At 61.9% G+C, this 26755-nt stretch carries 24 protein-coding genes, 1 tRNA gene and 1 pseudogene; 5 read left to right on the top strand and 21 right to left on the bottom strand.

Features of this window, described 5'->3' with window-relative positions:
- Positions 1 to 40 precede the first annotated feature (40 nt).
- Positions 41 to 208, top strand: a pseudogene (locus tag CDV44_RS05900) (rubredoxin); the annotation flags it as partial.
- Positions 209 to 215: 7 nt separating this feature from the next.
- Here the strand turns inward: CDV44_RS05900 and CDV44_RS05895 are convergent.
- From CDV44_RS05895 to CDV44_RS05825, 15 genes are all read right to left on the bottom strand, one after another.
- Positions 216 to 479, bottom strand: coding sequence for a hypothetical protein (locus CDV44_RS05895; protein ID WP_174554605.1), 264 nt, complete (start codon positions 477 to 479; stop codon positions 216 to 218).
- 158 nt (positions 480 to 637) lie between these two features.
- Positions 638 to 2221: a sensor domain-containing diguanylate cyclase gene (locus CDV44_RS05890; protein WP_087687046.1), complete on the bottom strand. Its 1584-nt coding sequence runs from the start codon at positions 2219 to 2221 to the stop codon at positions 638 to 640.
- Positions 2222 to 2682: 461 nt separating this feature from the next.
- Positions 2683 to 4956: an EAL domain-containing protein gene (locus CDV44_RS05885; protein ID WP_087687045.1), complete on the bottom strand. Its 2274-nt coding sequence runs from the start codon at positions 4954 to 4956 to the stop codon at positions 2683 to 2685.
- A gap of 329 nt (positions 4957 to 5285) precedes the next feature.
- The gene (locus CDV44_RS05880) at positions 5286 to 5681 is read right to left on the bottom strand and encodes a MerR family transcriptional regulator (RefSeq protein WP_087687044.1); all 396 of its coding nucleotides are present in this window, start codon (positions 5679 to 5681) and stop codon (positions 5286 to 5288) included.
- A gap of 65 nt (positions 5682 to 5746) precedes the next feature.
- On the bottom strand, positions 5747 to 6139 hold the full coding sequence (locus tag CDV44_RS05875; RefSeq protein WP_058378175.1) for an integration host factor subunit alpha: 393 nt from the start codon (positions 6137 to 6139) through the stop codon (positions 5747 to 5749).
- A gap of 61 nt (positions 6140 to 6200) precedes the next feature.
- Positions 6201 to 8642 (bottom strand): phenylalanine--tRNA ligase subunit beta, encoded by a 2442-nt coding sequence (pheT, locus tag CDV44_RS05870; RefSeq protein ID WP_087687043.1) that lies wholly within the window; start codon positions 8640 to 8642, stop codon positions 6201 to 6203.
- Between the two features lie 85 nt (positions 8643 to 8727).
- Positions 8728 to 9741, bottom strand: a complete 1014-nt coding sequence (gene pheS, locus CDV44_RS05865) for a phenylalanine--tRNA ligase subunit alpha (protein ID WP_058378173.1) — start codon at positions 9739 to 9741, stop codon at positions 8728 to 8730.
- Between the two features lie 138 nt (positions 9742 to 9879).
- On the bottom strand, positions 9880 to 10239 hold the full coding sequence (gene rplT / locus CDV44_RS05860) for a 50S ribosomal protein L20 (RefSeq protein ID WP_058378172.1): 360 nt from the start codon (positions 10237 to 10239) through the stop codon (positions 9880 to 9882).
- 25 nt (positions 10240 to 10264) lie between these two features.
- Positions 10265 to 10462 (bottom strand): 50S ribosomal protein L35, encoded by a 198-nt coding sequence (gene rpmI, locus CDV44_RS05855; RefSeq protein ID WP_087687042.1) that lies wholly within the window; start codon positions 10460 to 10462, stop codon positions 10265 to 10267.
- Between the two features lie 176 nt (positions 10463 to 10638).
- A complete protein-coding gene (infC, locus tag CDV44_RS05850) occupies positions 10639 to 11157 on the bottom strand; it encodes a translation initiation factor IF-3 (RefSeq protein ID WP_084656116.1) in 519 nt (172 codons plus the stop codon).
- Between the two features lie 52 nt (positions 11158 to 11209).
- Entirely contained in the window at positions 11210 to 13117 is a 1908-nt protein-coding gene (gene thrS, locus CDV44_RS05845; protein ID WP_087687041.1) for a threonine--tRNA ligase, read from the bottom strand.
- Between the two features lie 240 nt (positions 13118 to 13357).
- Positions 13358 to 13434: transfer RNA gene (locus tag CDV44_RS05840), tRNA-Val, on the bottom strand.
- Between the two features lie 186 nt (positions 13435 to 13620).
- Positions 13621 to 15930, bottom strand: coding sequence for a bifunctional (p)ppGpp synthetase/guanosine-3',5'-bis(diphosphate) 3'-pyrophosphohydrolase (locus CDV44_RS05835; protein ID WP_371328727.1), 2310 nt, complete (start codon positions 15928 to 15930; stop codon positions 13621 to 13623).
- A gap of 47 nt (positions 15931 to 15977) precedes the next feature.
- On the bottom strand, positions 15978 to 16334 hold the full coding sequence (locus CDV44_RS05830; RefSeq protein WP_087687040.1) for a RidA family protein: 357 nt from the start codon (positions 16332 to 16334) through the stop codon (positions 15978 to 15980).
- Between the two features lie 68 nt (positions 16335 to 16402).
- Complete coding sequence (locus tag CDV44_RS05825; protein WP_087687039.1) at positions 16403 to 17290, bottom strand: alpha/beta fold hydrolase; 888 nt, start codon at positions 17288 to 17290, stop codon at positions 16403 to 16405.
- Between the two features lie 180 nt (positions 17291 to 17470).
- Between CDV44_RS05825 and CDV44_RS05820 the strand changes: the two genes are divergently transcribed.
- Entirely contained in the window at positions 17471 to 18262 is a 792-nt protein-coding gene (locus CDV44_RS05820) for a 3-hydroxybutyrate dehydrogenase (RefSeq protein ID WP_087687038.1), read from the top strand.
- Between the two features lie 182 nt (positions 18263 to 18444).
- Here the strand turns inward: CDV44_RS05820 and CDV44_RS05815 are convergent, their stop codons facing one another.
- Positions 18445 to 19083, bottom strand: coding sequence for a CoA transferase subunit B (locus CDV44_RS05815; protein ID WP_058378165.1), 639 nt, complete (start codon positions 19081 to 19083; stop codon positions 18445 to 18447).
- Between the two features lie 23 nt (positions 19084 to 19106).
- A complete protein-coding gene (locus tag CDV44_RS05810; protein ID WP_058378164.1) occupies positions 19107 to 19805 on the bottom strand; it encodes a CoA transferase subunit A in 699 nt (232 codons plus the stop codon).
- 238 nt (positions 19806 to 20043) lie between these two features.
- Here CDV44_RS05810 and CDV44_RS05805 point away from each other — a divergent pair, with 238 nt between their 5' ends.
- On the top strand, positions 20044 to 20589 hold the full coding sequence (locus CDV44_RS05805) for a PAS and helix-turn-helix domain-containing protein (RefSeq protein WP_058378163.1): 546 nt from the start codon (positions 20044 to 20046) through the stop codon (positions 20587 to 20589).
- A 32-nt stretch (positions 20590 to 20621) separates the two neighbouring features.
- Here CDV44_RS05805 and CDV44_RS05800 read toward each other — a convergent pair whose 3' ends face one another.
- The 3 genes from CDV44_RS05800 to CDV44_RS05790 form a co-directional block, all read right to left on the bottom strand.
- Positions 20622 to 21035: a thioesterase family protein gene (locus tag CDV44_RS05800; protein WP_140413447.1), complete on the bottom strand. Its 414-nt coding sequence runs from the start codon at positions 21033 to 21035 to the stop codon at positions 20622 to 20624.
- Between the two features lie 94 nt (positions 21036 to 21129).
- Positions 21130 to 22191, bottom strand: coding sequence for a TRAP transporter substrate-binding protein DctP (gene dctP, locus CDV44_RS05795; RefSeq protein ID WP_087687037.1), 1062 nt, complete (start codon positions 22189 to 22191; stop codon positions 21130 to 21132).
- A gap of 195 nt (positions 22192 to 22386) precedes the next feature.
- Positions 22387 to 23163, bottom strand: coding sequence for an SDR family oxidoreductase (locus CDV44_RS05790; RefSeq protein WP_058378161.1), 777 nt, complete (start codon positions 23161 to 23163; stop codon positions 22387 to 22389).
- 178 nt (positions 23164 to 23341) lie between these two features.
- Between CDV44_RS05790 and CDV44_RS05785 the strand changes: the two genes are divergently transcribed.
- Both CDV44_RS05785 and CDV44_RS05780 read left to right on the top strand, forming a co-directional pair.
- The gene (locus tag CDV44_RS05785) at positions 23342 to 25012 is read left to right on the top strand and encodes an electron transfer flavoprotein-ubiquinone oxidoreductase (RefSeq protein ID WP_058378160.1); all 1671 of its coding nucleotides are present in this window, start codon (positions 23342 to 23344) and stop codon (positions 25010 to 25012) included.
- Between the two features lie 236 nt (positions 25013 to 25248).
- Entirely contained in the window at positions 25249 to 25479 is a 231-nt protein-coding gene (locus CDV44_RS05780; RefSeq protein WP_170935856.1) for an MliC family protein, read from the top strand.
- 111 nt (positions 25480 to 25590) lie between these two features.
- Here CDV44_RS05780 and aroC read toward each other — a convergent pair whose 3' ends face one another.
- The gene (gene aroC, locus CDV44_RS05775; RefSeq protein ID WP_058378158.1) at positions 25591 to 26694 is read right to left on the bottom strand and encodes a chorismate synthase; all 1104 of its coding nucleotides are present in this window, start codon (positions 26692 to 26694) and stop codon (positions 25591 to 25593) included.
- Positions 26695 to 26755 lie beyond the last annotated feature (61 nt).

The raw sequence follows: 26755 nt of genomic DNA, 5'->3' as shown, positions 1-26755 counted from the left end.
CTACCAAAACGTCATGACCACCACGCTGGATACCCCGATCGAATTCAAGAGCTGGATCTGCCTGATCTGCGGCTGGATTTACAACGAAGCCGAAGGCGCACCGGACGATGGCCTTGCCCCCGGTACGCGCTGGGCCGACGTGCCCGCCGACTGGCGCTGCCCGGAGTGCGACGTCTCGAAGGAAGACTTCGCCCTCTCGGAGTTCTGAGCGCGTCTTAGTGGTGCCAGCCCCAGCCGCCACGGCCGCCCCAGCCTCGGCCACGCCAACCGCGGTAGTAACCGCCGCCGTAGTAGCCGCCCACGCCGACGGTCACGACCGGCGCAGGTGCGACGGCGTATCCCGGCGCGTAGCCGTAGTAGTTGTAGTAGTCGGAACCGTAGGCCGTGCCGTACGCCGGGCCGCCATAAGGCACAGCGACGCACCCCGCCATGAGCGTCGCGATTGCCGCGCCGCCAGCCAGCATGAGTAAGCGTTTCACGATGATGTCTCCCGCATGAGTCACTCGGGTCACACCGCCGAAATGCGGTGCGACGCTTGCTCGTTAGACATGCGGGTTCCCGCAAGATGCACGATGCGTACACCCTCTTTGGTTACCAAACGTGACATTGGTAACGGCGCCGGAATACTGCGAACCGCTTAGAACACCCAGCAGCGATCGCGTCCGGCGCGCTTGGCACGATAGAGCGCCATATCGGCGCGCTCGACCATATTCATCGGCGAATCTTCATCCTGCCATTCGGTGATACCGAAGCTCGCCGAGAAGCGCAGCGGCGGCTCGCTGCCTTCGAGCGACTCGCGCTTGCAACGCTCGCGGATACGGTCGGCCACACGCAGCGCGTCGCGCTCGCTCGCCCCCGGCAGCAAAATCGCAAACTCTTCGCCACCGATGCGCCCGATCAGATCGTCACCTCGCAGCGTCGACGAACAGACCAGCACGAAGCGGCACAGCACCTGATCGCCGATCGCGTGCCCGTAGGTGTCGTTGATTGACTTGAAGTGGTCGAGATCGGCCACGATCAGGCTCATCGGTTCATTCTTGCGCTGTGCCGCCTCCAGCAACTGATCGAAGCGGTGGAAGAAGTAACGGCGCGTGAGACTGCCGGTCAGTTCGTCGTAGCTCGCCTCGAAGGCCAACTGGTTGTTTGCGGCGCGCAATTCCTCGTTCGACTGACGCGTCTGCCGGTGCAGTGTGCGCTCGCGCCAATAGATGCGCCCGGCCATCATCAGGATGATCACGCCGCCCAGATACAGCAGAAAGCACAACGCAAAATCCTTAGCGTGCTGGCGAGTCAGGCTCTCCCACGCGTCGACGTTTTCCACCGCGTAGACGGTCAGATCGTTGCTCGAACTCGCGCGCGTGGTAATGACAAACGGCTTGTGGAACTCGTCGAATTCCGACATTTGGTCGAGCAGTTCCTGCGGCACCCAGGCGTTGGCACGGCCCGGTGCCCGCTTGAACGGAAAGATGGGCATCCGCGAGAAATCGTTGCGCTGGTAAAGCGCCTGCCGCTCGGGCTCGGACAGCCCGCCGAGTTTGCCATCGAGCATGAAACGGTTTTCGAAGCGCGGATCGTTGGCCATGATGACCACGCCGTTGCCGTCGGTGATGAAGGACTCGCCGTTAGCGACCCAGTGACGCAGGCGTGCCAGCCCGATCTTGGTCATCACCACGCCGATGAGAATGCCTTCGCGATATACCGGCGCACTGAAATAGAGGCCGGGGGCCTGATGCTCCCAACCCGCCGCGTAACTTTCGAAGCGTGCGCCCAGAATAGCGTTCGTGAAGTACGGCATTCCCGCCGCCGATTGCCCGACGGGCGAAGGGGTATCGCGGAAATTGCTCGCGGCTACGCAAACGCCCCGCGTGTCGATGACCCACACCCGGTCGACGCCGAAATAGCCCTGTGCCGATTGCAGGAAGTCGTTGGCACGCGCCACGACGTCGGGTGCGCTCGCCGGCCCGTTGGCCGGGCGCAGCACGTCGCGCAGCAGGTCCACTTCGGCCAGCGTCGACGGAATCGCCCTCACCATGGACAAATCCGTGTTGATGGCGTGAATCATGCCGTCGGCCACGCGATCGGCCACGGTCTGCCCGGCCTCCACGCTCTGCGCGAGCTTATCGCCAACCAACGAGGTGGCGGTCCGGTCCGCCGCGACCCAGCAGGCGACCAGCACGCCAACCGCAACGCAGGCGGCATAAAGCCAATGCCGTATCCTCATCCGAAAATCAAACGCTCGTTCTAATATTTTTCACTTGTTACGTTGGCAAAGCGGTTCGCCTTAATTGATCGCGCTTCTGTCTTTCCCCGGACAGAAGTTCTGGTCGCGACCGGCATCCGATGCGCCGGCAAATACCTGCCAATTCTGGTCTGCGCGTCTAACTCTTTTCCCCGTTCCCGATCCTCGGCTTGTCGCGCCCCGTGCCTCCGGATCCTTGCTGCAAACTATTCTCCACCCCGACAATTGCAGGCTGTTGACAGTCTGCCGTGATCATTCTCGTGGTCTGCTTCCGGTGGTCTTCTTGCGTTCCGCTTGCGCTCTCTTTATCTGGCGAAGTCCCGCTAATTCTATAGCACTCCGACGGTCTGCCAGAACCAAAGACTACCAAAACACCGACTTATTACGAATCCCTATTTAATCTATTAACTAGAAAGGTTCGGCCTTTATCATTTCCGCTTCCTTTATCCGCAAATACCGAAACGCTCAATTACCGATTCCATCTGTTCGATTTCCACCGGCCGGGAAAACCAGTAGCCCTGGGCTGCCAACGGAACAAAGTGACGCAACCATGCCAGTTGCCGTTCGTTCTCCACGCCCTCGACGATCAACTCGATACCCAGCGAGCGCGCGATGTTCACGATGTTCGAGATCATCAGGCACGAGCGCGACGAGTCGGGAATCGATTCGACAAAAGACCGGTCGACCTTGAGCGTGTCGACAGCAAAGCGCGTCAGATAGGATAACGACGAATAACCGGTACCGAAGTCGTCGAGCGCGATACGCACGCCGGTGCGCTTGAGCTGGTTGATCTTCGACTCGACCAGCGCCGGGTTCTTGACCATCACCGACTCGGTGATTTCCAGCTCCAGACGGCTGGGCCCGATGTCATATTCGCGGACGTAGCGCTCGACCAGCTCGCAGATATCACCACGCCAGAACTGCACCGATGAGACGTTCACCGCGAGGCGCAGCGATGCCATCGGCGTATCGCGCCATGCGGCCAATTGCCGGCAGGCCTGCGCCAAAGCGAATTCACCGATGGCGACAATCTGGCCGGTCGTCTCCGCCAGCGGGATGAATTCCCCCGCAGCAATCACGCCACGCTCGGGGTGACGCCACCGGATCAACGCCTCCATACCGCAGATGCAATCGGACTCAAGCGCGACGATCGGCTGATACGCCAGGAAAAACTCACCGTTGGCGAGCGCTTGCTCCATCTGACGCTCCCACACCACTAACTGATGCGCCTGATACGTCATCTGTTGCGAGTACACCCTCACGACGCTCTTGCCCGCCTCTTTCGCGGAATACATGGCCAGGTCGGCCTTCTTGATGAGATCGGCTTCGGTTTCCTCCGGCTTGGACCAGAAGGTCACGCCGATACTCGCGTGCAGCGCAAACGACGTGCTGTCGGCCACCATCGGTGCCTTCAAAACGGCAAGCAGGGCTTCAGCGAGCGGCTCGGCTTGGGTCACCGCCTCGTCGCCCCGCAACACCACCATGAACTCGTCGCCGGCGAAGCGCGCCAACAAGGCGTCGGGCGGCACGCGCGCGATAAAGCGCTCCGCCACCTGCCGGATGATCTCGTCACCCTGCGCATGCCCCAGGGTGTCGTTCACGCTCTTGAAGTTGTCCAGATCAATATGCAGCAAGGCCACTTTGCCGACGCCGCCCGTATCGGCCAGGTCGTTTCGTAACGATTCCATCAATGCGTAGCGATTCGGCAACCCGGTCAGCGCATCGTAGGAAATCAGGCGCGTGAGTTGCTGATCGCGACCGATCAGGCGTTGCATCAGATAGGCAATGAGCGCGAAGAACACCACCAGTGCCACCGAGACGAACGTCGCCATCGTGAGATAGACACGCTCCACGTGACGATACTCAGCCAGTTCCTCGTCCATCGACAGGCCAACCTGAACGGCCAGCGGATAGTCGCCGAGGTGGCGGTAAGCCACCACGCGTTCGACGCCGTCGATCGGGTCGCGCTGTACACCCGAGTTACGCTGTGCGGCCGGAAATGGCGGCAACTCGCCCGTCCCGGTCACGGCCACCCCGGCGCCGGTACTGCGCGCAAGCAGCGTGCCATCGTCGGCGATGACGGCGATCTGACCGTACTGCCCGAGCACGGCGTTAGTGTAAAAGTCTGCGGTGAAGTAACTGGGCTCTTGCGAAACGACGACGACCCCGGCGAAGCTGCCATCCGGGTTATTCAGACGACGCGAGAATTGCAGCACCCACTTGCGTGACACGCGGCCGAATACGGGGTGACTGATGAAGAGGTTCTCGCTCGCATCGTCGAGATGCACGCGAAAGTGCTCGCGATCGGCAATACTCACGCCGTTGCTACGCCCCGGGATGGTGGCGGCCGTGATGTTGCCTTTGGCGTCGGCCAGACTCACGAGCACCATGTGACGGTCGGCAACGATCCCCGCCTCCAGCGTCCCGTTCAGGCTGAACTCGCTGCGATGATGTTCGAACTCGAATTTGACGAAGCGGGTGATCTGGTCGACCTGACGGATGGCGCGCAAGGTCTGCTGTTCCAGCGCGCTGGCGACGGTCGACGCCGACGCAGCGGCGTCTCGCAGAATGGCCTTGTGTTCGAGGGAGATGCGCCACAGCACCGCTGTCCAGACGAGGACAAGGATCAGGAAACCGAAAATCAGAATCGCGACGATTGAACGATAGGACGTCGTCCAGCGCCCTCGCCTCGCTCCCGTCGTGCTCGGTTCCACCATAGGTCGAGATCCTTTCAGCCATCGCGCCCCCGCTCGATGGTCGATGTTGGCCCGGAATGTTCAGAGGATCCAACGGGTGGCGAATGATATCGCCGCCATGTTTTCCGGCAAGTGTAAGACAATCGGCCCGGCGCTGAAAGCCGTTCCACGTCACTCAATCGGGGGATGTTTATCGCGCATCCGGATACTTGCCGTGTCGATTTTGCCACCGGCGAGCGCAGCCCCGCCGTAACGGCGTCTCTTATCTCGGATTACGGAGTTTTCGGCGTTCGCTGCATCGGGAGAATCCCGGAGACAGACGCGTTACAGGGAAAGCGCCGACGCGGAGTTCAGGGCTTCAGCAGATCGATGACCGCTTCGAGCTTGCGGCGCAGATCGTCCACGTCGAAACCGGTCTCGGCATCGTCCGCGCCCGCCTCGGTGGCGGCGCGTGCCGCAGCAGCAACGGCGTTGCGGGCACCGCGCGGCGTGTCGGCTTCAAGCCGGTTGCGCGCCCCGTTGATGGTGAAGCCCTGCTCATAGAGCAACTCCCGGATACGCCGGATCAGCAGGACTTCATGATGTTGGTAGTACCGTCGATTGCCGCGGCGTTTGACCGGGCGAAGTTGCGTGAACTCCTGCTCCCAGTAGCGCAGCACGTGCGGCTTGACACCACACAACTCGCTCACTTCACCGATGGTGAAGTAACGCTTGGCGGGAATCGGCGGCAAGGCAACGTGATCCATCGCGGCGTCAGCGTGTTTGAACGACAGTTAGGATACGGCCGCCACAGAAAGCGGCGGCCGGGGACTTACTTGCTCAGTACGCCAGACTCCACCATCGACTTGAGCTTCTGACTGGCGTGGAAGGTCACGACACGACGGGCGGCGATCGGAATCGCCTCCCCTGTCTTCGGATTGCGGCCCGGGCGTTGCGGCTTGTCGCGCAACTGGAAGTTACCGAAGCCGGAGAGCTTGACGCTATCACCCGATTCGAGCGCATCGCGGATCGATTCGAAAAACGCTTCGACCATATCCTTGGCCTCGCGCTTGTTCAGACCCACGTGCTCGAACAACAACTCGGCCAGTTCGGCCTTGGTCAGCGTCGGCGCTTCGGTGCCGACTTCATTCACTTCGCTACGACCCAGCGCGATTCGCTGCGCCGCGAGCATGGCTTCAAATTCACCAGGATTCATTTCGTTCATACGTCCCACGCGATGGCGATGACAGTGCGATAAACCACTCGCAACCAGACTCTACAATGCTTTACGCGCGCAAACGTGCGCCGAACGCGTCTCCAACCCGTTGTACCAACGCAGCGACAGCGCGCTCGACGGTCTCGTCCTGGAGGGTACCCGAGGGGTCTTGCAGAGTAACACGAAACGCCAGGCTTTTGTCTTGCGCGCCAAGCGATCCCGACGCTGCGCCGGCCTTCGGACGGAACTCGTCAAACAGGCGCACGGACTGCACCACGCTGCATGCCGGGTCGTCCTCACGTGCCGCCAGCATCGCGTCGATCAGCGGCTGCACCGCCTGCGATTGCGACACCACGAGTGCGAGGTCTCGCGTGACCGGCGGGAACTTCGAGATCTCCTCGTAGCTCGCCACATCGCGCGCGAACAGCGCTTCCGCTTCGATCTCGAACAGCACCGGTGCGTGCGGCAGATCGTACTTCTGCTGCCAACGCGGATGCAGTTCACCCACGAAGCCGACGCGCTTGCCGTCCACTTCGATGGCCGCACTGCGTCCCGGATGCAACGCCGGATGCTCGGCCTTCACAAAGCGTGCCGTACGCGGTGCAAGCAGCGCTTCGAGATCGCCCTTCACATCGAAGAAGTCGACCTGACGCGATGCGGCGCCCCATTGCTCGTCGAACACCGGACCGTATGCGAGTGCCGCCACGGTCACCGGCTGGCGATAGCCGCCCACCGTCAGCTCACCCGATGCCACCGTGTTGTCGCGGTGGTACGTGCGGCCGATTTCGAACACGCGAACGCGCGATGCCTTGCGGTTCAGGTTGTAGCGCGTGGTGGCGATCAGGCTGCCGATGAGCGTAGAGCGCATCACGGCAAGGTGACTCGCGATCGGGTTGAGCAACTTGATCGGATTGTCGTTGCCGGCAAAGTCGGCTTCCCACTCCACATCGACGAAGCTGAAGCCCACCGTCTCGTGATAGTCGCGTGCGGCAATGGCATGACGCACCGCGTGCTGCGAGCGGCGGCCTTCCTGCGTCGGACGCATGGCGCTTGCCGCGACCGGCGGGTTGGCCGGAATGCGGTCGAAACCGTAGATGCGCGCGATTTCTTCGATCAGGTCTTCTTCGATTTCGATGTCGAAGCGATACGACGGCGGCGTGACTTCAAAGACACCGTCCTTCAGCGCGAACGGCAGACCGAGGCGCGTGAAGATGTCACCCATCTCCTGCTCGCTCACGGGCACGCCCAGAATCTTGACGGCTCGGGCCACACGCATCGTCACCGGCTTACGCTCGGGCAGACGGGCGACCTGATCTTCCAACGGGCCAGCCTGACCACCGCAAATCTCGAGCACGAGTTGCGTGGCACGCTCCAGCGCACGCACGTTGCCGGCGAAGTCGACGCCGCGCTCGAAACGGTGCGACGCATCGCTCGTGAAGTTGTACTTGCGGGCGCGGCCCTGAATGGCTTGCGGGAAGAAGAAAGCACCTTCCAGGAAGATGTTCTGCGTTTCCAGACCGGCCTTGGTCGAGTCGCCGCCCATGATGCCGGCCAGCCCGATCGGGCCGCTGGCGTCAGTAATGGCGAGCACGCTCTCGTCGAGCGTGACGGTTTGCTCGTTGAGCAGCTTGAGTGTTTCGCCCGCGCGGCCGAAGCGCACGTCGATGCCGCCTTGCAGGCGGTTCAGGTCATACACGTGCAGCGGCTGGCCCAGTTCGAGCATCACGTAGTTGGTGATGTCGACCAGTGCCGAGATGCTGCGCTGACCGGCGCGCTCGAGGCGCTCGACCATCCAGCGCGGCGACGGCGCCGCAGCATTCACGTTGCGGATGATACGGCCACCGAAACGACCGCAGCCTTCCGGCGAGCTGATCTTGACGGGGAACGTGTCGGTGATCGTCGACGGCTGCGCGCCTTGGCCCGGCAAATCTTTCAGCGGGGCGCCGGTGATCGCGGCCACTTCGCGCGCGACGCCGAGCAACGACAGGCAATCGGCCTTGTTCGGGGTGAGCTTCACGACGAAGACGGTGTCGTCCAGATCGAGATACTCACGGATGTTCATGCCGACCGGGGCATCTTCCGGCAGGATCATCAGACCGCCATGGTCTTCCGAGAGCTTGAGCTCACGGGCAGAACACAGCATGCCGAAGCTTTGCACGCCGCGCAGTTTGCCGATCTTGATCTGGAACGGGGCCGCGCCGGGTTCTGCCGGCGGCAGTGCGGCGCCAACGGTGGCGCACGGCACTTTGATGCCCGGGGCAACGTTGGGCGCGCCGCACACGATGGTGAGCGTCTCGCCGGTGCCGGCATCCACCTGACACACATTCAGGCGGTCAGCATCCGGGTGACGGGCCACTTCGAGCACCTTGGCCACCACGACACCGGTAAACGGCGGCGCGACAGGGTCGGTTTCCTCGACTTCGAGCCCGGACATCGTCAGGGCGTGCGCCAACGCGTCGGTCGACAGATCTGGGTCGACCAGGGTACGCAGCCACGATTCAGAGAATTGCATGGATCAGTTCGCTCGCAGTTAAGTCTTCACATCCGAGAGCCCGGCGGCAGCGGCTTGGCGCGCCAGCACAGGGCCGTCGACTTCATTACATGAATTGGCGCAGGAAGCGCAGATCGTTCTCGTAGAACAGACGCAGATCCTGCACGCCGTAGCGCAGCATCGTCAGGCGCTCAAGGCCGGAGCCGAATGCGAAACCGATGTAGCGCTCGGGGTCGAGACCCATGTTGCGCACCACGCTCGGATGCACCTGCCCCGAACCCGAAATCTCCAGCCACTTGCCGGCGTTCTTGCCGGTTTCGAATTGCATGTCGATCTCGGCGGACGGTTCCGTGAACGGGAAGTACGACGGGCGGAAGCGCACCTGAATGTCGTCGCGCTCGAAGAACTTGCGCAGAAAATCGGTGTACACGCCCTTCAGGTCGGCAAAGCTGATGTCTTCGGCAATCCACAGGCCTTCGACCTGATGGAACATCGGCGAGTGCGTGGCATCGGAGTCGACGCGATAGGTCCGCCCCGGGGCGATGACCTTGATCGGCGGCTTGTTCATGCGCGCGTAACGCACCTGCATCGGGCTGGTGTGCGTGCGCAGCAGCAACGGCTTGCCGGCATCGTCGTTACCTTCGACATAGAAGGTGTCCTGCATCGAACGGGCCGGGTGGTTCTCCGGGCTGTTCAGGGCAGTGAAGTTGAACCAGTCGGTTTCGATCTCGGGGCCGTCGGCCACGTCGAAGCCGATGGAACGGAAAATCTGTTCAACGCGCTCCCAGGTATTGAGCACGGGGTGCAGGCTACCGGCACCCAGACCGCGCCCGGGCAGCGTCACGTCGATGGCCTCGGCGGACAGGCGCGCATCGAGCAGCGCATCGGCCATGGCTTGACGGCGCGCCTGCAAGGCGCCTTCGATCTGTTGCTTGGCCGCATTGATCCGTGCGCCTTCGCTCTTGCGGGCTTCGGGATCGAGCTTGCCGAGGCCTTTGAGCAACTCGGTCAATTGGCCGGTTTTGCCAAGAAAGCGGGCTTTCTCGTTTTCCAGCGCGGCGGCGTCGGGAGCGGCGGCGAACGCACGCTGCGCTTCGCTGACGATAAGTTCCAGATCCATATGCTACAGGCTCAAGTTAGGCGGTCGAATGGCCGCATGTACATGCAAAAAAGCAGTCGAAAAACAAAAGGGGGCTCCGATGAGAGCCCCCTCCTGGCGAATGGCGCGCGGTAAAACGCGCTATACGCTAACTACAGCTTAGGCTGCGACGGCGGCTTTCACCTGGGCGACAACCGCGGCAAATGCCGGCTTGTCGTTGATGGCCATGTCGGACAGCACCTTACGGTCGAGTTCGATCGAGGCCTTCTTCAGACCAGCGATAAACACGCTGTAGGTCATACCGTGCTGACGCACACCTGCATTGATACGCGCAATCCACAAGGCGCGGAACACGCGCTTCTTGTTACGGCGATCGCGATAGGCGTATTGCCCAGCGCGCATAACCGCTTGCTTGGCGATGCGGAAGACGTTATTGCGGCGGCCGCGGAAACCCTTGGCTGCTGCGATGACTTTCTTATGGCGGGCCCGTGCAGTGACCCCACGTTTGACTCGAGGCATATTTCTCTCCTATCTAAGTCGGGGTTTAAGCGAAGGGCAGCATTGCGCGTACGGAGTTCATATCAGACTCATGAACGCCGACGGCACCGCGCAGGTGACGCTTATTCTTGGTGGACTTCTTCGTCAAAATGTGACGCTTGAAAGCCTGACCACGCTTAACGGTACCGCCCGGACGCACGCGAAAGCGCTTCTTGGCACCGCTCTTGGTTTTCATCTTAGGCATGAAAAACTCCGAGGTTTTTAACATGATCACAGGTGTGACGCCAAAATCGCGCCCCTTGTAGAACCCGGGATCACTTGTGTTCAGGGCCTGACTGCACCCTGTATCGCTACTGCGACCCTCTCGGGCCGCAGTGCAATTCTTTAATGCCCGGCAGTGTCAGTCGACACCGCCGCGGCTTATTTCTTCTTCGGCGCGATGACCATGATCATCTGACGGCCTTCCATCTTCGGCATCTGTTCCGGCTGACCGAACTCTTCGAGATCGGACTTCAGACGTTCCAGCATACGAGCACCGATTTCCTGGTGAGCCATCTCACGGCCGCGGAAACGCAGCGTGATCTTGGTCTTATCGCCGTCTTCGAGGAACCGCTTCAGATTGCGCAACTTGACGTTGTAGTCGCCGTCGTCAGTGCCAGGCCGGAATTTGACTTCCTTGATCTGGACAATCTTCTGCTTCAGCTTGTTCTCGTGCGCCTTCTTCTGTTCCGAATACTTGAACTTGCCGTAGTCCATCAGACGGCACACCGGCGGCTGCGCCGTCGGTGCGATTTCCACCAGATCGACATCAGCCTCTTCGGACAGACGGAAAGCTTCGGCCAGTTTCATGATGCCGAGAGCCTCGCCATCAACGCCAGTTAGACGCACTTCAGGCGCGGTGATTTCGCCATTAATGCGATGCGACTTATCGGTAGCGATGTTGCTATTCCTCGAAAAAAGTCAAAAATTTAGCCGCGCTGTCCGACAGGCGTTATTGGAACGATGCGCATTCTTGCGCAAGACGTTCGATGAGCGCGTCAACGGGCATCACACCCAGATCCACGCCGCCACGGGCACGCACGGCTACCGTATTCGCCTCTTGCTCTTTGTCCCCCACTACCACGAGATAGGGAACTTTCTGCAACGAGTGCTCGCGTATTTTATAGCTAATTTTCTCGTTGCGCAAATCGGCCCGAGCCCTAAGCCCTTGTTCTTGCAACTTTTTCGTCACTTCGAGTGCGTAATCGGCCGTTTTTTCGGACACATTCATCACGATCAGCTGCTCCGGCGCCAGCCAGGCGGGCATTGCACCAGCATGGTGCTCGATCAAAATACCGATGAAACGCTCTAACGAACCCAGAATGGCGCGGTGAAGCATGACCGGACGCTTGCGGCTGTTGTCTTCCGCCACGTACTCGGCGTCCAGGCGCTCCGGCATCGAGAAATCGACCTGCATCGTGCCGCACTGCCACTGACGGCCCAGTGCGTCCTTGAGCGTGTACTCGATCTTCGGGCCGTAGAACGCACCATCGCCCTCGGCAATCACGAATTCGCAGCCCGAACGGCGCAGCGATTCCATCAGCGCGAATTCGGCCTTATCCCAGTTTTCGTCGGAACCGACACGATGCTCAGGGCGCGTCGCGACCTTGTAGATCATGTCCGAGAAGCCGAAATCCTTGTACACCGCGTGCAACAAGGCCGTGTAGTTCACGCACTCGTCGAGAATCTGGTCTTCCGTACAGAAGATGTGACCGTCGTCCTGCGTGAAGCCGCGCACGCGCATCAGGCCGTGCAAGCCACCCGACGGCTCGTTGCGGTGGCACTGACCGAATTCACCGTAGCGCAGCGGCAGATCGCGATAGCTATGCAGAGACGAGTTGAAAATCAGCACATGGCCCGGACAGTTCATCGGCTTGAGCGCGTAAGAGCGGTTCTCCGATTCCGTCGTGAACATGTTGTCTTTGTAGTTCTGCCAGTGGCCCGACTTCTCCCACAGCGAGCGGTCGAGAATCTGCGGACCCTTCACTTCCTGGTAACCGTTGTTGCGGTAGACGCGGCGCATGTATTGCTCGATCTGCTGCCAAAGCGTCCAGCCCTTCGGGTGCCAGAACACCAGACCCGGCGCCTCTTCCTGCATGTGGTAGAGGTCCAGCGCCTTGCCGAGCTTGCGGTGATCGCGCTTTTCGGCCTCTTCCAGCATGTGCAGGTACGCTTCCTGATCTTCCTTCTTCGTCCAGGCCGTACCGTAGATGCGCTGCAACTGCTCGTTCTTCGCGTCGCCGCGCCAGTAGGCGCCGGCCACCTTCATCAGCTTGAAGACTTTGAGCTTGCCCGTGGACGGCACGTGCGGACCGCGGCAAAGATCGACGAACTTGCCTTCGCGGTACAGGCCGATTTCGTCCGTCGCGGGAATCGATTCGATGATCTCGGCCTTGTACTTCTCGCCCATCGACAGGAACAGACGCACGGCGTCGTCACGCGAGAGCACTTCGCGCGTGACCGGCTCGTCCTTCTTGGCGAGCTCGTGCATCTTCTTCTCGATGGCTTCCAGATCTTCCGGCGTGAAGGGGCGGTGGAAGGCGAAGTCGTAGTAGAAGCCGTTCTCGATGACCGGGCCGATCGTGACCTGCGCCTCGGGGAACAACTCCTTCACGGCATATGCCAGCAAGTGAGCCGTCGAGTGACGAATGACATCGAGACCGTCGGCGTCCTTGTCCGTGACGATTGCCAGGTTGACGTCGCGATCGATCAGATAGGACGTATCGACGAGCGTACCGTCGACGCGGCCGGCGAGAGCCGCCTTGGCCAGACCCGTGCCGATCGAGCCGGCCACCTGGGCCACCGTCAGCGGGGCTTCGTACTGGCGTTGCGAACCATCAGGCAAACGTACCGAAATCATGTCGCACTCCCATGCGCTAAAACGTCACGCGCGGCCCACGCCACGCGGCAAAACCACGAAAAAAAACGGCCTCGACTGTCGTCGAGGCCGTCTCTTCATTCCTTGCATCCAGACGAAAAACACCCTCGACTAACGTCGTACCTTCACCACTGTGAAAGTTCGGGCCGTTTTCAACATGAGTGTTTTCTTCCAGCGTCTGTGTCTGCGGGGTCTCGCGGACTGTAATGCTTCAAAATTCGTTGGTAGGCTCGATTGGACTCGAACCAACGACCCCCACCATGTCAAGGTGGTGCTCTAACCAGCTGAGCTACGAGCCTATTGCAAGAGAACGAGATTCTAGCAAGATTTCCGCACATCGCCAAGCGATTATTGTGCCTGATCACTAAAAACCGCGTCGGGTGGGGCTTTCCGGCAGCTTCCTTGCGCAGAAACCGCGCCACCGTTCAGCCTTGCCCACCCGGTTTTGTCCCGCTTTTGCCGTGCGTCCGTCTTGCTTTGCCCGTCTATCGCCGCCGGGACGACACGACGCCCGTCACCCCGGTGAGTTGCGCCAGTGCCCGCTGCAATTGACCGCCATCGCGCACTTCGACGGTGAATTGCATGAACGCCTGCGCCCCCTTCGACTGGGTGCTCACGCCCGTGACATTGAGCTTCTCGCGAGAAAACACTTCCGAGATGTCGCGCAGCAGCCCCTGACGGTCCGTCGCCTCGATCTGAATATCGACCGGATATGCCGCTACGCCACGGCCCTCGAGCACGTCGCCCGACCAAGCGGTCTGGATCACGCGCTCCGGCGCACACGCCTTCATCGCCTGAAAACTCGTGCAGTCCTGCCGGTGGATCGACACGCCTTTGCCTCGCGTGACAAACCCCACGATCGGGTCAGGCGGCGCCGGACGGCAGCATTTGGCCAACTGCGTGAGCAAGGCACCCACACCGACCACCAGCACGCCGCTCTTCGCACCCTGCGCAACGCTCGTATCCAGACTCTTCTTGGCGACGAGCGTATCTTCGTCGCGCGGATCGGGCCCGGGCAGGTTGCCCGAGAGCGCCTGCTCGACGTGACGCAGACTGAACTCGTCCTTCGCCACCGACGCGTACAGGTCGTCCGGCGTCTTGAAGCCCAGCCGCGCCGCCAGCTCTTCCAGATTGACCGACGTCTTGCCTTCGCGCTGCAACGTCTTGTCGATCAACGCGCGGCCGTGCGAAATCGTCTCTTCGAGATCGATCGTGTTGAACCATTGGCGCACCTTCTGCCGCGCCCGGTGGCTCTGCAAATACCCCAACTGCGGATTGAGCCAGTCGCGCGACGGCCCACCCTGCTTGACCGTCACGATCTCGACCGTCTGGCCGTTTTGCAGTCCGGTGTTGAGCGGCACCATCGCGCCATCGACCCGTGCGCCGCGGCAGCGATGCCCCAGCTCGGAATGCAGGTGATACGCGAAGTCGATCGGCGTGGCGCCCTGCGGCAACGAAATTACGCGCGCTTGCGGCGTCAGGACATAGATGTGGTCGTCGATAGTCGCGCGCTTGAGCTGCTCCCAAGGCTGCGCGGCCCCTTCGGCGCCCACCGTGTCCGCAACATCGTCTTTCCACGCCAGCAACTGCCGCAACCACGCAATCTTCTCGTCGTAGGCGTCGCCGGCCGAAAACGCGCCGCCATACCCACGCTGCCCCGCTTCCTTGTAGCGCCAGTGCGCGGCGATGCCGTACTCGGCGAAGTGGTGCATCTCGTGCGTGCGGATCTGCACTTCGAACGCCCGGCCGTCGTCGCCGATGACCACGGTATGCAGCGACTTGTAGCCGTTGGGCTTGGGCCGCGAGATGTAATCGTCGAACTCTTTCGGAATGGGCTGCCACAAGTTGTGGACAATGCCCAGCACCGTGTAGCAATCCTTGATGTCGTCCACGATCACGCGAAACGCGCGCACGTCGTAAAGCTCGGCAAAGTCGACGGCCTTGCCGCGCATCTTCTTCCAGATGCTGAAGATGTGCTTCGGCCGGCCAGACACTTCGGCCTTGACGCCGGCACGCGCCAGCTCGTCCTGCAACCGCTCGATCGCCCCTTCGATGAAGGTCTGCCGCTCGACCCGCTTCTCTTCGAGCAACTTGGCGATCTGCTTGTACGTCACCGGCTCGAGAAAGCGGAACGCCAGGTCTTCCAGCTCCCACTTCAGTTGCCAGATCCCGAGACGGTTTGCCAGCGGCGCGTAGATTTCGAGGACTTCGTGGGGCATGTCCTCCGGCGGCGCCTTCTTCTGCGCGGCATACCAGCGCAGCGATTGCAACCGGGACGCGAGCCGGATCATCACGACGCGAATATCCTGCGCGAACGCGAGCAGCATCTTGCGCAAGGCTTCTACCTGCGACTTGCGTTCATCGGAGGCATCGCGGTCGCGCCCGTCCGACGGCATCGCATGGGCTGCCAGCGAGCCCGCGCCCGAGAGACGCTGCAATTTACGGACGTCGATGACCAGCGCAGAGACCTCTGCGCCGAACTTCTGCGTCAGTGTCGTTTGGGTATCGGAGAGAAATTCGCCCGCGCAGAAAAGCGCTGCGGCCTGATGCGTCGCCTCGTCCACGCGCAGCGTGTCGAGAATGGCGAGCATGCCACGCGCATGCGCCATGACAGGCTCGCCGGACGAGAGGACGTTCTCGCCGCACAGCACGCCGGCAAACGCGAGCGCGTCGTCGAGCGTCGCGGGCAATGATGTGGACGGCGATGCGTCGCCCACACCCGCCGCGGCACTCGTCGGATTCTTGGAATTCGTCGAGTTCGGGGCAGCGGGCGTTGGCGCTTGATGTTGGGTCATGTCGTTACACGGGGCACCGGGTGCCCCTCAGGGTACGGATCGGGCACTCAGCTTTCGCGCTGTGCGGCCACGATCACAATTTCAACGAGCATTGCGGGGTCGGCCAAAGCCGCCTCGACCGTTGCGCGCGGCGGCGCATTGCCGGCAGGCACCCAGTCATCCCACACCTGATTCATTTCACCGAAGTGCTTCATGTCGGAGATAAAAATCTGACACGACAGAATCAGGGTCTTGTCGCTGTTGGCCTCGGCGAGCAGGCGATCGATGTGGGCGAGTACCTGACGCGTCTGCCCCGCCATGTCCTGCGTGCGGTCGTCGGGCGTCTGGCCGGCCAGGTAGACGGTGCCGTTATGCACAGCCATATCCGACCAGCGTTTTTCGACGTAGAAACGTTGTACTGCCATGATGTAAGACTCCTCGTATTCTTCTAAGACTTCGGACCCACCGCCGTCTGGTGCGCTTCGGCACCCCTTCAGTCGGCGTATCCGTCAAAAAACCGGCGTGCGATCCGAATCTGATCGTCATGCACGAAAGTGGGCGCGTGACCCACGCCGGGAATTTCTACGGCACGCGCATGTTGTGCGTGTGCCAGCATTTGTTCTAGCGTCGTACGCGAGAGCAGATCGGACTGCTCGCCGCGCACGATCAACGTGCGGCCCGGGAATGCGGCGAGCGACGCCCAGAGTATCGCCTCACCGGCCGCAATCGCCTCTGCCGGGACCGCCGAAAACGCAGCACCGATCGCCGGATCGTAGCGCAGCACATAGCCATCGCCGTCCGCCTTCAGCAACGGCTCACTCAGCGTGCGCCACTCCTCTCGCGTGTGCGGCCCGAACGACGACGAGATCGACCAGAGGTAATCGACCGCTTCATCCATCGACGCGAATCGTTTCGGGATGCCGACGTACTGACCGATGCGCACGAGCGACGACGCATCGATATGCGGCCCCACATCGTTGAGCACCATATTGCGAATAGGCGAGTCGGGCAAACCTGCCAGCCCCATGCCGATCAGTCCGCCCATCGACGTGCCGAACCAGTCGACCGTCGCAACGCCAAGACGCGCAATCAGCGTGACCATGTCGGAGGCGTACTGCGGCACGACGTAGCCTGCCGCGTTGCGCAACCAGTCCGATTGACCGCGCCCGACGACGTCGGGACATACGACACGATAGTCGTCGGCAAACGCACGCGCCATCGCGTCAAAATCGCGACCGCAGCGCGTCAGCCCATGCACGCATACCAACACGCGCGGGTTCTCGGGGTCACCCCACTCCGCATACGCCATGCGATGCAGACCGGAGGGGCTCAGACACTGAACGCTCGACAGACGTGGCACGTGGTTCGCATGGATCGGCATGGCAGACTCATCGGATCGATGTGGATCGGTAGGGATCGTATAGATCGGTATTCAGCCCGAATTCTACCGCGCTTGCCGCGAACCGTAAGCTAGAATGGGTCGACTCATGGGCCGCATATCGCGTCAGTCGCGGCGGCTCGCGGCAACTTTCACGCGCAATATGCCAACGGAGACGACGTAATGCTGAAAGGAAAGATCGCCCTCGTGACCGGCTCGACCAGCGGTATTGGCCTGGGGATGGCACAGGCGCTCGCGGCGCAAGGGGCCACGCTGATCGCGAACGGATTCGGTGACGCCGACGCTGCCCGCAAGGCCATTGCCGAGGCCGCCGCCAAGGCCGGCCACGCCGCCACGAAGGTCGGTTACCACGGTGCCGACATGAGCCGCGCCAGCGAGATCGAAGCGATGATGCAATACGCCGAAGCCGAATTCGGCGGCGTCGACATTCTCGTGAACAACGCCGGCATTCAGCATGTGGCCGAAGTTCAGGATTTTCCGACGGACAAATGGGACGCGATCATCGCGATCAATCTGACGTCGGCCTTTCACACCACGCGTCTCGCGCTGCCGACGATGCGTGCGCGCAACTGGGGCCGCATCATCAACATCGCCTCGGTGCATGGTCTGGTCGGCTCGGCCGGCAAGTCGGCCTATGTTGCGGCGAAGCACGGCATCGTCGGTCTGACGAAAGTCACCGCGCTGGAGAATGCACAAAGCGGTGTAACGGCCAACGCCATTTGCCCGGGGTTCGTGCTCACACCCCTCGTGCAGAAGCAGATCGACGATCGCGCCGCGCGTGAACACCTGTCGAGCGACGACGCCAAACGCTCGTTGCTGGGCGAGAAGCAACCGTCGGGCGAGTTCGTCACGCCCGATCAGCTCGGCGCGCTCGCCGTGTTTCTTTGCAGCGATGCCGGTGCGCAAGTGCGCGGTGTCGCGTGGAATATGGATGGCGGCTGGGTCGCGCAGTAATCGCGATCCGAGCGGCGCCGGGCAGCACCGGGCAGCACATGGCAGCACCGGAAACGGCGCGGCCAAACAAAACGGGCGGGGATATCCCCGCCCGTTTTGCCTTCCATCGACAACCGGGTTCAACGGCCCGGCTGCCCTCAGCGCATTAACGTTTCAGCAACGTTTCAGTAACGCTTCAGCCCTCAGACGGCGCTCGTATCGAGCGGTGCCCCGGTCTTCTGCGAAATTTCTTCCTTCGTCACGCCCGTTGCCAGCTCGACGACCTTGAGGCCGTCCGGCGTCACGTCGATCACACCGAGGTCGGTGATGATGCGATTGACCACGCCCACGCCTGTGAGCGGCAGATCGCACGCCTTCAGAATCTTGTGCGCGTCGCCCTTGGCCACGTGCTCCATGAGCACGATCACACGGCCGACACCAGCCACGAGATCCATCGCGCCGCCCATGCCCTTGATCATCTTGCCCGGAATCATCCAGTTCGCCAGATCGCCCTTCTCGCTGACCTGCATCGCCCCGAGGATTGCCAGATTGATGTGACCGCCGCGAATCATCGCGAACGAGTCGGCCGACGAGAAAATCGACGAACCCGCCAGCGTCGTCACCGTCTGCTTGCCGGCGTTGATCATGTCGGCGTCAACTTCGTCTTCGGTCGGGAACGGGCCGATGCCCAGCAGACCGTTTTCCGATTGCAGCCAGACTTCCATGCCGTCCGGCACATGGTTGGCCACCAACGTCGGCAAGCCGATGCCGAGGTTCACGTAAAAGCCGTCTTCAAGCTCACGCGCAGCGCGCGCCGCCATTTCATCACGATTCCATGCCATGGTTATCTCCTTGATCCCGGCGCTTACTTGGCACGTACCGTGCGCTGTTCGATGCGTTTTTCCGGCGTCTTGTTCAGCACGATGCGCTGAACGAAGATGCCTGCCAAATGCACATCATCCGGATCGATGGCACCGGTCTCGACCAGCTCTTCGACTTCCACGATCGTGACTTTTCCGGCCATGGCGGCCATTGGGTTGAAGTTGCGCGCCGTGCGATGGAACACGAGGTTGCCGGCGCGGTCGGCCTTGGCGGCCTTGATCAGGGCGACGTCGGCGCGCAGCGAGCGCTCCATGACGTAGGTTTCGCCGTCGAATTCGCGCGTTTCCTTGCCTTCGGCGACGACCGTGCCCACACCGGTCTTGGTGAAGAATGCCGGGATACCGGCACCGCCGGCACGCAGCTTTTCGGCGAGCGTGCCTTGCGGCGTGAATTCAAGTTCGAGTTCGCCGGCCAGATACTGGCGCTCGAACTCCTTGTTCTCACCGACGTACGACGAGATCATTTTCTTGATCTGACGCGTCTCGAGCAGCAGACCGAGGCCGAAGCCGTCGACGCCCGCGTTGTTGCTGATGCAGGTGAGCCCCTTCGTACCCGAGTCGCGCAGCGCAGCGATCAGGGCCTCCGGAATGCCACACAGGCCGAAGCCGCCGACAGCGAGCGTTTGCCCGTCTGCGACGACACCGGCGAGCGCCTCCTTGGCGCTGGCGAATACCTTGTTCATCGTTTGTCCCTTTCCCTCGGTTGAGAATTGAAATTATGCCGCGCGCTTGCGCGTTGCGTCGCTCGCGCTGCCCGGTCCCACCTTGCGGCCACGCGTCTCATGCAATCATAGAGCTTACGGTGCCGTGCAAATGGGGCACAATACGTGAAATTACATATCTTCCCGCGTGCCGGGCCGCTGCACGCGGCGCTCCGGCGCAGGGACCGACCCGATCAGCCCCCTGCTCCGCCCAGCCCCCATGCCGACGTTCGACTACCAGACAGCCTTTCACATTGCCCCAGTGGGTCTGGTCATCTCCCGCCAGCGGATCATCGAAGACTGCAATCGCGAGCTTGGCAAGATCTTCGGTTATGAGCACGAAGCGCTGATCGGCCAGTCGTTTCAGGTGCTCTACCCCTCACCGAAAGAGTTCGAACGCATTGGCGAGCGCATTCCGCCGATCATGAGTTCGCAGGGCGTATATTCCGACGAGCGCATCATGCGCCGGGGTAACGGCGAACTGTTCTGGTGCCATGTGACAGGACGCTCGCTCGACGTGAAGGATCCGCATGCGGCTGGCCTCTGGACCTTCGAGGACATGTCGGCCACGCGCCGCGTCGCCGTCGCCCTCACCGCACGCGAGCGCGAAATTGCCGCACAGCTGGTGCAAGGCAAGACCAGCAAGCAGATCGGCAAGATTCTCGAAATCAGCCCGCGCACGGTCGATATCTACCGCGCGCGCCTGATGCAGAAATACGGCGCGGGCACCGCCACCGAACTGGTTCAACGGCTGTTGGGCAACTGACCCACCAGCCATGCCCGCGCGCTGACGCCGGCTTACGCCACCAGCGCGCGAATCGATGCCGGCAGCGGCACCGACTTCTCTTCCAGATAGTTCACCCATACGATCTTCGCGCCACCCTCGGCGGCGATAACGTCGGGCGTGTCGGCCCGGCGCAGTTCGAAACGGGTGTCCACGCTCGTGCGTCCCGGCTCGCCAATGAACATGCGGCAATCGATATCGCCCGGGTAACGCAGTTGCTTCAGGAACGTCATGTGCGCATTGATGATGACCGGGCCCTCGCCCGCCGAGCGCTCTTCCGAGGCGACGTCGAGCGTCTCCAGCCAACTGATCCGCACCTGCTCCATATAGCGGAAGTAGACGGTGTTGTTGACGTGACCGAACGCATCCATATCGCCCCAGCGAATCGGCATGCTCATGCGAAAGACTTCCTTGTATTGCGACGACACTGCGAATTCTCCATGGTGAAAAGACAACGCCCCGCCGACGGTCGGCAGGGCGTCATGGAGACAAAGTGTAGCGCGTTGGCCCGTTGGCCGGGCACTAGCGCCGTAGGGGCTGGCTTCGGTTGGCCGCGACCTCGTCGCCTTTCACCGCAGCTTCGGCCCGTTCCACAAGATCGCGGCCGACGAGCACCTTCCACTTCATATAAACCGGGCGCGTCGCGTCGATGAACCGTTGGCGCTGGTCGGGCGTGAGCCGCGTGACCTTGACGCCGCGCGTCTCCAGCTCTTCCCACATCGCGCGCCCCGAGCTGAGCAGATCTTCCCGCGCGAGCGTAATTTCGAAGCGAGCGGCTTCGACGGCGGCGTCGCGCACGATGTCGCGGTCCTGCGCCGACCAGCTATCCCACACCTGCCGGTTGACGACGAAGACGATCGGGTCGGCGACGTAATCCCACACCGTGACGTAACGCTGTCCGACCGTATCGAGCCGGACATTGTTATAGATCGTCATCGGATTTTCCTGCCCGTCGATCTTGCGGGTGCGCAACGCGCGAATCGCATCGTTCCACGTCATCTGGGTCGGATAGGCCCCGAGTGCCGTGAAAATATCGTTGAACAGCAATGAGCCGACCACGCGAAAACGCAAGCCACGCATGTCGTCGGGCGAGCGAATCGGGCGGCGGGAGTTGGTCAGTTGCCGGAAGCCGTTTTCGCCCCACGCCAGCGGCACCACGCCCTGCTCCTCCACACGGCGGAACAGTTCGCGGCCGACGTCACCGTGTGTGAGGGCATCGAGCGAGCGATATCCCTTGAGCAGGAACGGGAGCGAAAACACATTGAATTCGGGAATCGCCGACGACCAGTTGATCGTCGAACCGACGGCCATGTCGATTACGCCCTGACGCAGCGCCGAAAATTCGCGCGTCTGGTCGCCGCCGACCAGCGCCGCCCCCGGGTGCAATTTGATATTGATGCGCCCGTGCGTGCGCTCCCGGACCATATCGGCCCAGAGTTGCGTGCCTTTGCCCCAGGGCGTGCCCGCATCGGGCACGATCGACAGTGTGTATTCGGGCTTGTAGGTTTGAGCGGCAACGGGCAATGCCGTTGCGGCGAGGGCAAGCGCGACTCCGATGAGCCCCCGCCAGCCTGGATTACGCATGGTGTCCTCGAGACGATTCGGGTTCCGGCGTCTGGCGCGACCTGAAGCGCGACGTCGTTCACAACCCCGTGTGCATCGACGAATTATGCGCCCGCCTCCCGCACACTGACTGCCTCGGACAATCCCCGATTGCCGCATTGCAGCGAGCCTGCGCAATCGGGGGCCAACTTGCAGCATGCGGTCAATTCACGTCATTCAACCCACGGCCAGACCGTCGTCGATGGTCATGATCGAGCCGTTGATAAAACGAGAATCGTCCGACGCCAGCAGCAGAATCAACCCGTCGAGATCGCTCGGCTCGCCGACGCGCTGGCGCGGCAGCATCTGAATGAGCTTACGGCCGGCTTCGGTCTGCCAGTGGTCGTGATTGATCTCGGTGTCGATATAGCCCGGACACAGCGCATTCACATTGATGTTGAAACGGCCCCATTCGAGCGCCATCGCACGCGTCATGTGAATAACGGCGGCCTTGCTCACGCAATACACCCCGAGCATCGGAATCGCGCGCTGACCGGCCACCGACGCCACGTTGATGATCCGGTGCTGACGCTGCGGGTCGCCCTTGGCGCGCCGGAGCATCCGCTTGGCCACTTCCTGCGCCACGAAGAACGCGCCGCGCGTGTTGGTGTCGAGTACGTAGTCGTATTCCTGCGGCGTGACATCGACCAGCTTCTGCTGTGTCGAGACGCCGGAGTTGTTGATGAGAATGTCGATGGCCCCCGCCTCGGTCTCGGCATGCGCCACCCCCGCGCGAATGCTGTCGTAGTCGGTCACATCGAGCGGTACCACGTGGGCCGCCCCGCCCAGCGCCTCGATTTCAGCGCGCAACTCCTTGAGCCGTTCCACGCGGCGGCTGGCCAGCACGACCTTCGCCCCGGCCTGCGCGAGCACCTTGGCAAACTGCATGCCGAGCCCGCTCGACGCGCCAGTGACCAAGGCCACCTTCCCTTCCAGATTCAGCGAACGCCCCATCCTGATCTCCCTCGCGCCCGGACGCGCATTGAATAACGACACTGCCGCATAGCCCGCCGCTAGAGCATCTTACCTAGCAAACCGAACGATCGTGCTATTAATATGCGGTTGCGAGGTGTTCCCCATTCCCGGAAAATGGCCGCACCCACGAATTCTAACGTTTATAACAGGAGCATCAATGGATCCCAAGCTGCTCGAGCAGTACGGCCCGAGGGAATCGATGGAGTATGACGTCGTCATTGTTGGCGGCGGTCCGGCCGGTCTGTCCACGGCCATCCGTCTGAAGCAGCGCGCACAGGAAGCCGGCAAGGAAATTTCCGTTTGTGTGTTGGAAAAAGGCTCGGAAATCGGCGCTCACATCCTGTCCGGTGCCGTCATGGATCCGCAGGCGCTCACCGAACTCATCCCCGACTGGAAGGAACGCGGCGCGCCGCTCGACACCCCCGTCAGCGAAGACCGTTTCCTGTTTCTGACGGAAACGGGCGCGACCTCCACGCCGTCGTGGCTGCTGCCTGCCTGCTTCCAGAACCATGGCAACTACGTCATCAGCCTGGGCAATGTGGTGCGCTGGCTGGGCCAGCAGGCCGAAGCACTGGGCGTCGAAATCTTCCCGGGCTTTGCCGCCGCCGAAGTGCTCTATGACGAGAACGGCGCCGTGATGGGCGTTGCCACCGGCAACATGGGCGTGGGCAAGGACGGCGAGCCGACCGAGAACTTCCAGCTCGGCATGGAACTGCACGCCAAGTACACCATCTTCTCGGAAGGCGCGCGCGGCAGCCTCGGCCGCCAGTTGATGCGCAAGTTCAATCTGGACGAAGGCCGCGATCCGCAGGCCTATGGTCTAGGCATCAAGGAATTGTGGGAGATCGATCCGGCCAAGCACAAGGAAGGTCTGGTGGTTCACACGGCCGGCTGGCCGCTCAATTCGCACACCTACGGCGGCTCGTTCCTGTATCACCTGCCGAACAATCAGGTCGCCGTCGGCTTTATCGTCGGTCTCGATTACAGCAACCCGTATCTGTCGCCGTTCGAAGAATTCCAGCGCTACAAGACGCACCCGTCGATTCGCCACTTCCTCGAAGGCGGCAAGCGCGTGTCGTATGGCGCACGTGCGATCACGGCCGGCGGCCTGCTCTCGTTGCCCAAACTCGTCTTCAAGGGCGGCGCACTGGTCGGCTGCGAAGCCGGCTTCCTGAACGCCAGCCGCATCAAGGGCAGCCACGCCGCGATCAAGACCGGCATGATGGCCGCCGATGCAGCCTTCGACGCACTCACGGCCGAGCGTCAGCGCGACGAATTGAGCGCCTATCCGGTGGCGTTCGAGCAATCGTGGCTGTTCGAGGAACTGAACAAGGCGCGCAACTTCAAACAGTGGTTCAAGAAGGGCCTGACGGTTGCCACGCTGATGACCGGTATCGAGCAGAAGCTGCTGGGCGGCAAGATGCCGTGGACGATCCACCGCAAGAAGGCCGATCACGAATGTCTGCTGCCGGCGGCGCAGTGCCAGCCGATCGTCTATCCGAAGCCGGACGGCAAGCTCACGTTCGATCGTCTGTCGTCGGTGTTCATCTCCAACACCAACCACGAAGAGAACCAGCCGGCTCACCTCACGCTCAAGGATCCGAGCGTGCCGGTCGGTATCAACCTCTCGGAATATGCCGGACCGGAACAGCGTTATTGCCCGGCCGGGGTGTATGAGTTCGTGAAGAACGACGACGATTCGGAGCGTCTGCAAATCAATGCGCAGAACTGCGTGCATTGCAAGACGTGCGACATCAAGGACCCGACGCAGAACATCGTGTGGGTCACGCCGGAAGGTGGCGGCGGGCCGAACTATCCGAACATGTAATTCCCGACAGCCGCCGGTTCGCCCGGCGGTTTGTCGTTTCGCGGGTCGCTTCGCGAACGCTGACTGACGATCGCGAACCCTCGCTCGATTCACGCCAAAGGCAAGGAGGCTTCATGCCAAGAACTTCCCCAACTTCGCTGTTTTCCCCGATGTTTTCCCTTCGTTCAGCGGCTATATCAGGTGCCGCGCTCGCCGGTGCGCTATTGATCGCCAGCCCGGCAGCGCAGGCAAAGACCATGAGTTATCTCTGCGAAAACGGTCACGTCGCGGTCGTGGTCTACGACGATCACAATCTGGGCGGCGACGTCACGCTGTATTGGGCCGGCAAGCGCGAAGTGCTCAAGCCCACCCGTGCCGCAAGCGGTGAGAAGCATGTCGGGCGGACACTGATCTGGTGGAGCAAAGGGCCGCAAGGCACGCTGTACACCGCGAAGGGTGAGCAACCGATCACGCAGTGCAAGGAATAGGTCGGTAGCGATCGGTAGAAAAGCAAAACGCCAGACAACTCTGTCTGGCGTTTTTTTATGCAGCTTGCGAGCGTTGCGAACGGTCAGCGCCGCCGCAAACCTGTCGCAAATTTACTCCGGTGCGTGCGAAGCGATCACCGGCGTGCCGACATGAACGTCGCCACATTGCGCGCGATGACGCAGTGCGTGGTCGATCAGCACCAAGGCCAGCAGCGCCTCGGCAATCGGCGTTGCGCGAATGCCGACGCACGGGTCGTGACGCCCGAACGTTTCGACCGTCGCCGCATCGCCGGCCTTGTCGATGGAGCGACGCGGCGTGCGAATGCTCGAGGTCGGCTTGATGGCGATAGAAACGTCGACATCCTGCCCGGTGGAAATACCGCCCAGAATCCCGCCGGCATTGTTGCCGACGAAGCCTTCCGGGGTCAGCTCGTCACCGTGCTCCGAGCCCTTTTGCGTCACGCTGCGGAAACCCGCACCGATCTCGACGCCCTTCACGGCGTTGAGACCCATCATCGCGTGAGCGATGTCGGCATCGAGGCGATCGAACAGCGGCTCGCCGAGACCCACCGGCACGCCCGTCGCCACCACGCGCAGCTTCGCGCCGACGGAGTCGCCCGCCTTGCGCAGGTCATCCATATAGGCTTCGAGTTGCGGCACGACGTCGGCATTCGCCGCGAAGAACGGGTTTTGCGACACTTGCGACCAATCGGTCTGCGGCACTTCGATGTCGCCGAGTTGCGTCATGCACCCGTGAATCTGCACGCCATAGCGCTCGGCCAGCCACTTCTTGGCAACGGCGCCCGCTGCCACCACCGGTGCCGTCAGACGCGCCGACGACCGGCCACCGCCGCGATAATCGCGCACGCCGTATTTCTGCCAGTAGGTGTAGTCGGCATGGCCGGGACGGAAGGTCTCGACGATATTGCCGTAGTCCTTGCTGCGCTGATCCGTATTGCGGATGAGCAAGGCGATGGGGGTGCCCGTCGTCACGCCCTCGAAGACACCGGAGAGAATCTCGACGGCATCGGGCTCGTTGCGCTGTGTGACGTGGCGCGACGTGCCGGGGCGGCGGCGATCCAGTTCGACCTGAATGTCGGCTTCCGTGAGCGCCATTCCCGGCGGGCAGCCGTCGATGACGCAGCCGATGGCCGGGCCATGCGATTCGCCGAAAGTGGTGACGGTAAACAGGGTTCCAAGCGTATTGCCAGACATACGGGGATCAGGTTGGGGTGAGACGGGAAGGCCCTATTATGCCAGCGATCCCGCCCCGCCG

The sequence above is a fragment of the Pandoraea sp. PE-S2R-1 genome, from assembly GCF_002179865.1.
GTDB lineage: Bacteria > Pseudomonadota > Gammaproteobacteria > Burkholderiales > Burkholderiaceae > Pandoraea.
Note: the sequence above shows the minus strand (reverse complement) of the source record. Positions and strands in the feature narration are given on the sequence as shown.

Bases quoted from the DNA above. Each gene is read 5' to 3' on its own strand.
- pheS (WP_058378173.1), bottom strand. From the start codon at position 9,741: ATGGATCTGGAACTTATCGTCAGCGAAGCGCAGCGTGCGTTCGCCGCC.
- CDV44_RS05880 (WP_087687044.1), bottom strand. From the start codon at position 5,681: ATGGATCACGTTGCCTTGCCGCCGATTCCCGCCAAGCGTTACTTCACC.
- pheT (WP_087687043.1), bottom strand. From the start codon at position 8,642: ATGCAATTCTCTGAATCGTGGCTGCGTACCCTGGTCGACCCAGATCTG.
- aroC (WP_058378158.1), bottom strand. From the start codon at position 26,694: ATGTCTGGCAATACGCTTGGAACCCTGTTTACCGTCACCACTTTCGGC.
- CDV44_RS05780 (WP_170935856.1), top strand. From the start codon at position 25,249: ATGAGTTATCTCTGCGAAAACGGTCACGTCGCGGTCGTGGTCTACGAC.
- CDV44_RS05820 (WP_087687038.1), top strand. From the start codon at position 17,471: ATGCTGAAAGGAAAGATCGCCCTCGTGACCGGCTCGACCAGCGGTATT.
- CDV44_RS05785 (WP_058378160.1), top strand. From the start codon at position 23,342: ATGGATCCCAAGCTGCTCGAGCAGTACGGCCCGAGGGAATCGATGGAG.
- CDV44_RS05830 (WP_087687040.1), bottom strand. From the start codon at position 16,334: ATGGCAGTACAACGTTTCTACGTCGAAAAACGCTGGTCGGATATGGCT.
- rplT (WP_058378172.1), bottom strand. From the start codon at position 10,239: ATGCCTCGAGTCAAACGTGGGGTCACTGCACGGGCCCGCCATAAGAAA.
- CDV44_RS05890 (WP_087687046.1), bottom strand. From the start codon at position 2,221: ATGAGGATACGGCATTGGCTTTATGCCGCCTGCGTTGCGGTTGGCGTG.
- thrS (WP_087687041.1), bottom strand. From the start codon at position 13,117: ATGATTTCGGTACGTTTGCCTGATGGTTCGCAACGCCAGTACGAAGCC.
- CDV44_RS05810 (WP_058378164.1), bottom strand. From the start codon at position 19,805: ATGAACAAGGTATTCGCCAGCGCCAAGGAGGCGCTCGCCGGTGTCGTC.
- rpmI (WP_087687042.1), bottom strand. From the start codon at position 10,462: ATGCCTAAGATGAAAACCAAGAGCGGTGCCAAGAAGCGCTTTCGCGTG.
- CDV44_RS05815 (WP_058378165.1), bottom strand. From the start codon at position 19,083: ATGGCATGGAATCGTGATGAAATGGCGGCGCGCGCTGCGCGTGAGCTT.
- CDV44_RS05790 (WP_058378161.1), bottom strand. From the start codon at position 23,163: ATGGGGCGTTCGCTGAATCTGGAAGGGAAGGTGGCCTTGGTCACTGGC.
- CDV44_RS05835 (WP_371328727.1), bottom strand. From the start codon at position 15,930: ATGACCCAACATCAAGCGCCAACGCCCGCTGCCCCGAACTCGACGAAT.
- CDV44_RS05875 (WP_058378175.1), bottom strand. From the start codon at position 6,139: ATGAACGAAATGAATCCTGGTGAATTTGAAGCCATGCTCGCGGCGCAG.
- CDV44_RS05825 (WP_087687039.1), bottom strand. From the start codon at position 17,290: ATGCCGATCCATGCGAACCACGTGCCACGTCTGTCGAGCGTTCAGTGT.
- dctP (WP_087687037.1), bottom strand. From the start codon at position 22,191: ATGCGTAATCCAGGCTGGCGGGGGCTCATCGGAGTCGCGCTTGCCCTC.
- CDV44_RS05805 (WP_058378163.1), top strand. From the start codon at position 20,044: ATGCCGACGTTCGACTACCAGACAGCCTTTCACATTGCCCCAGTGGGT.
- CDV44_RS05885 (WP_087687045.1), bottom strand. From the start codon at position 4,956: ATGGTGGAACCGAGCACGACGGGAGCGAGGCGAGGGCGCTGGACGACG.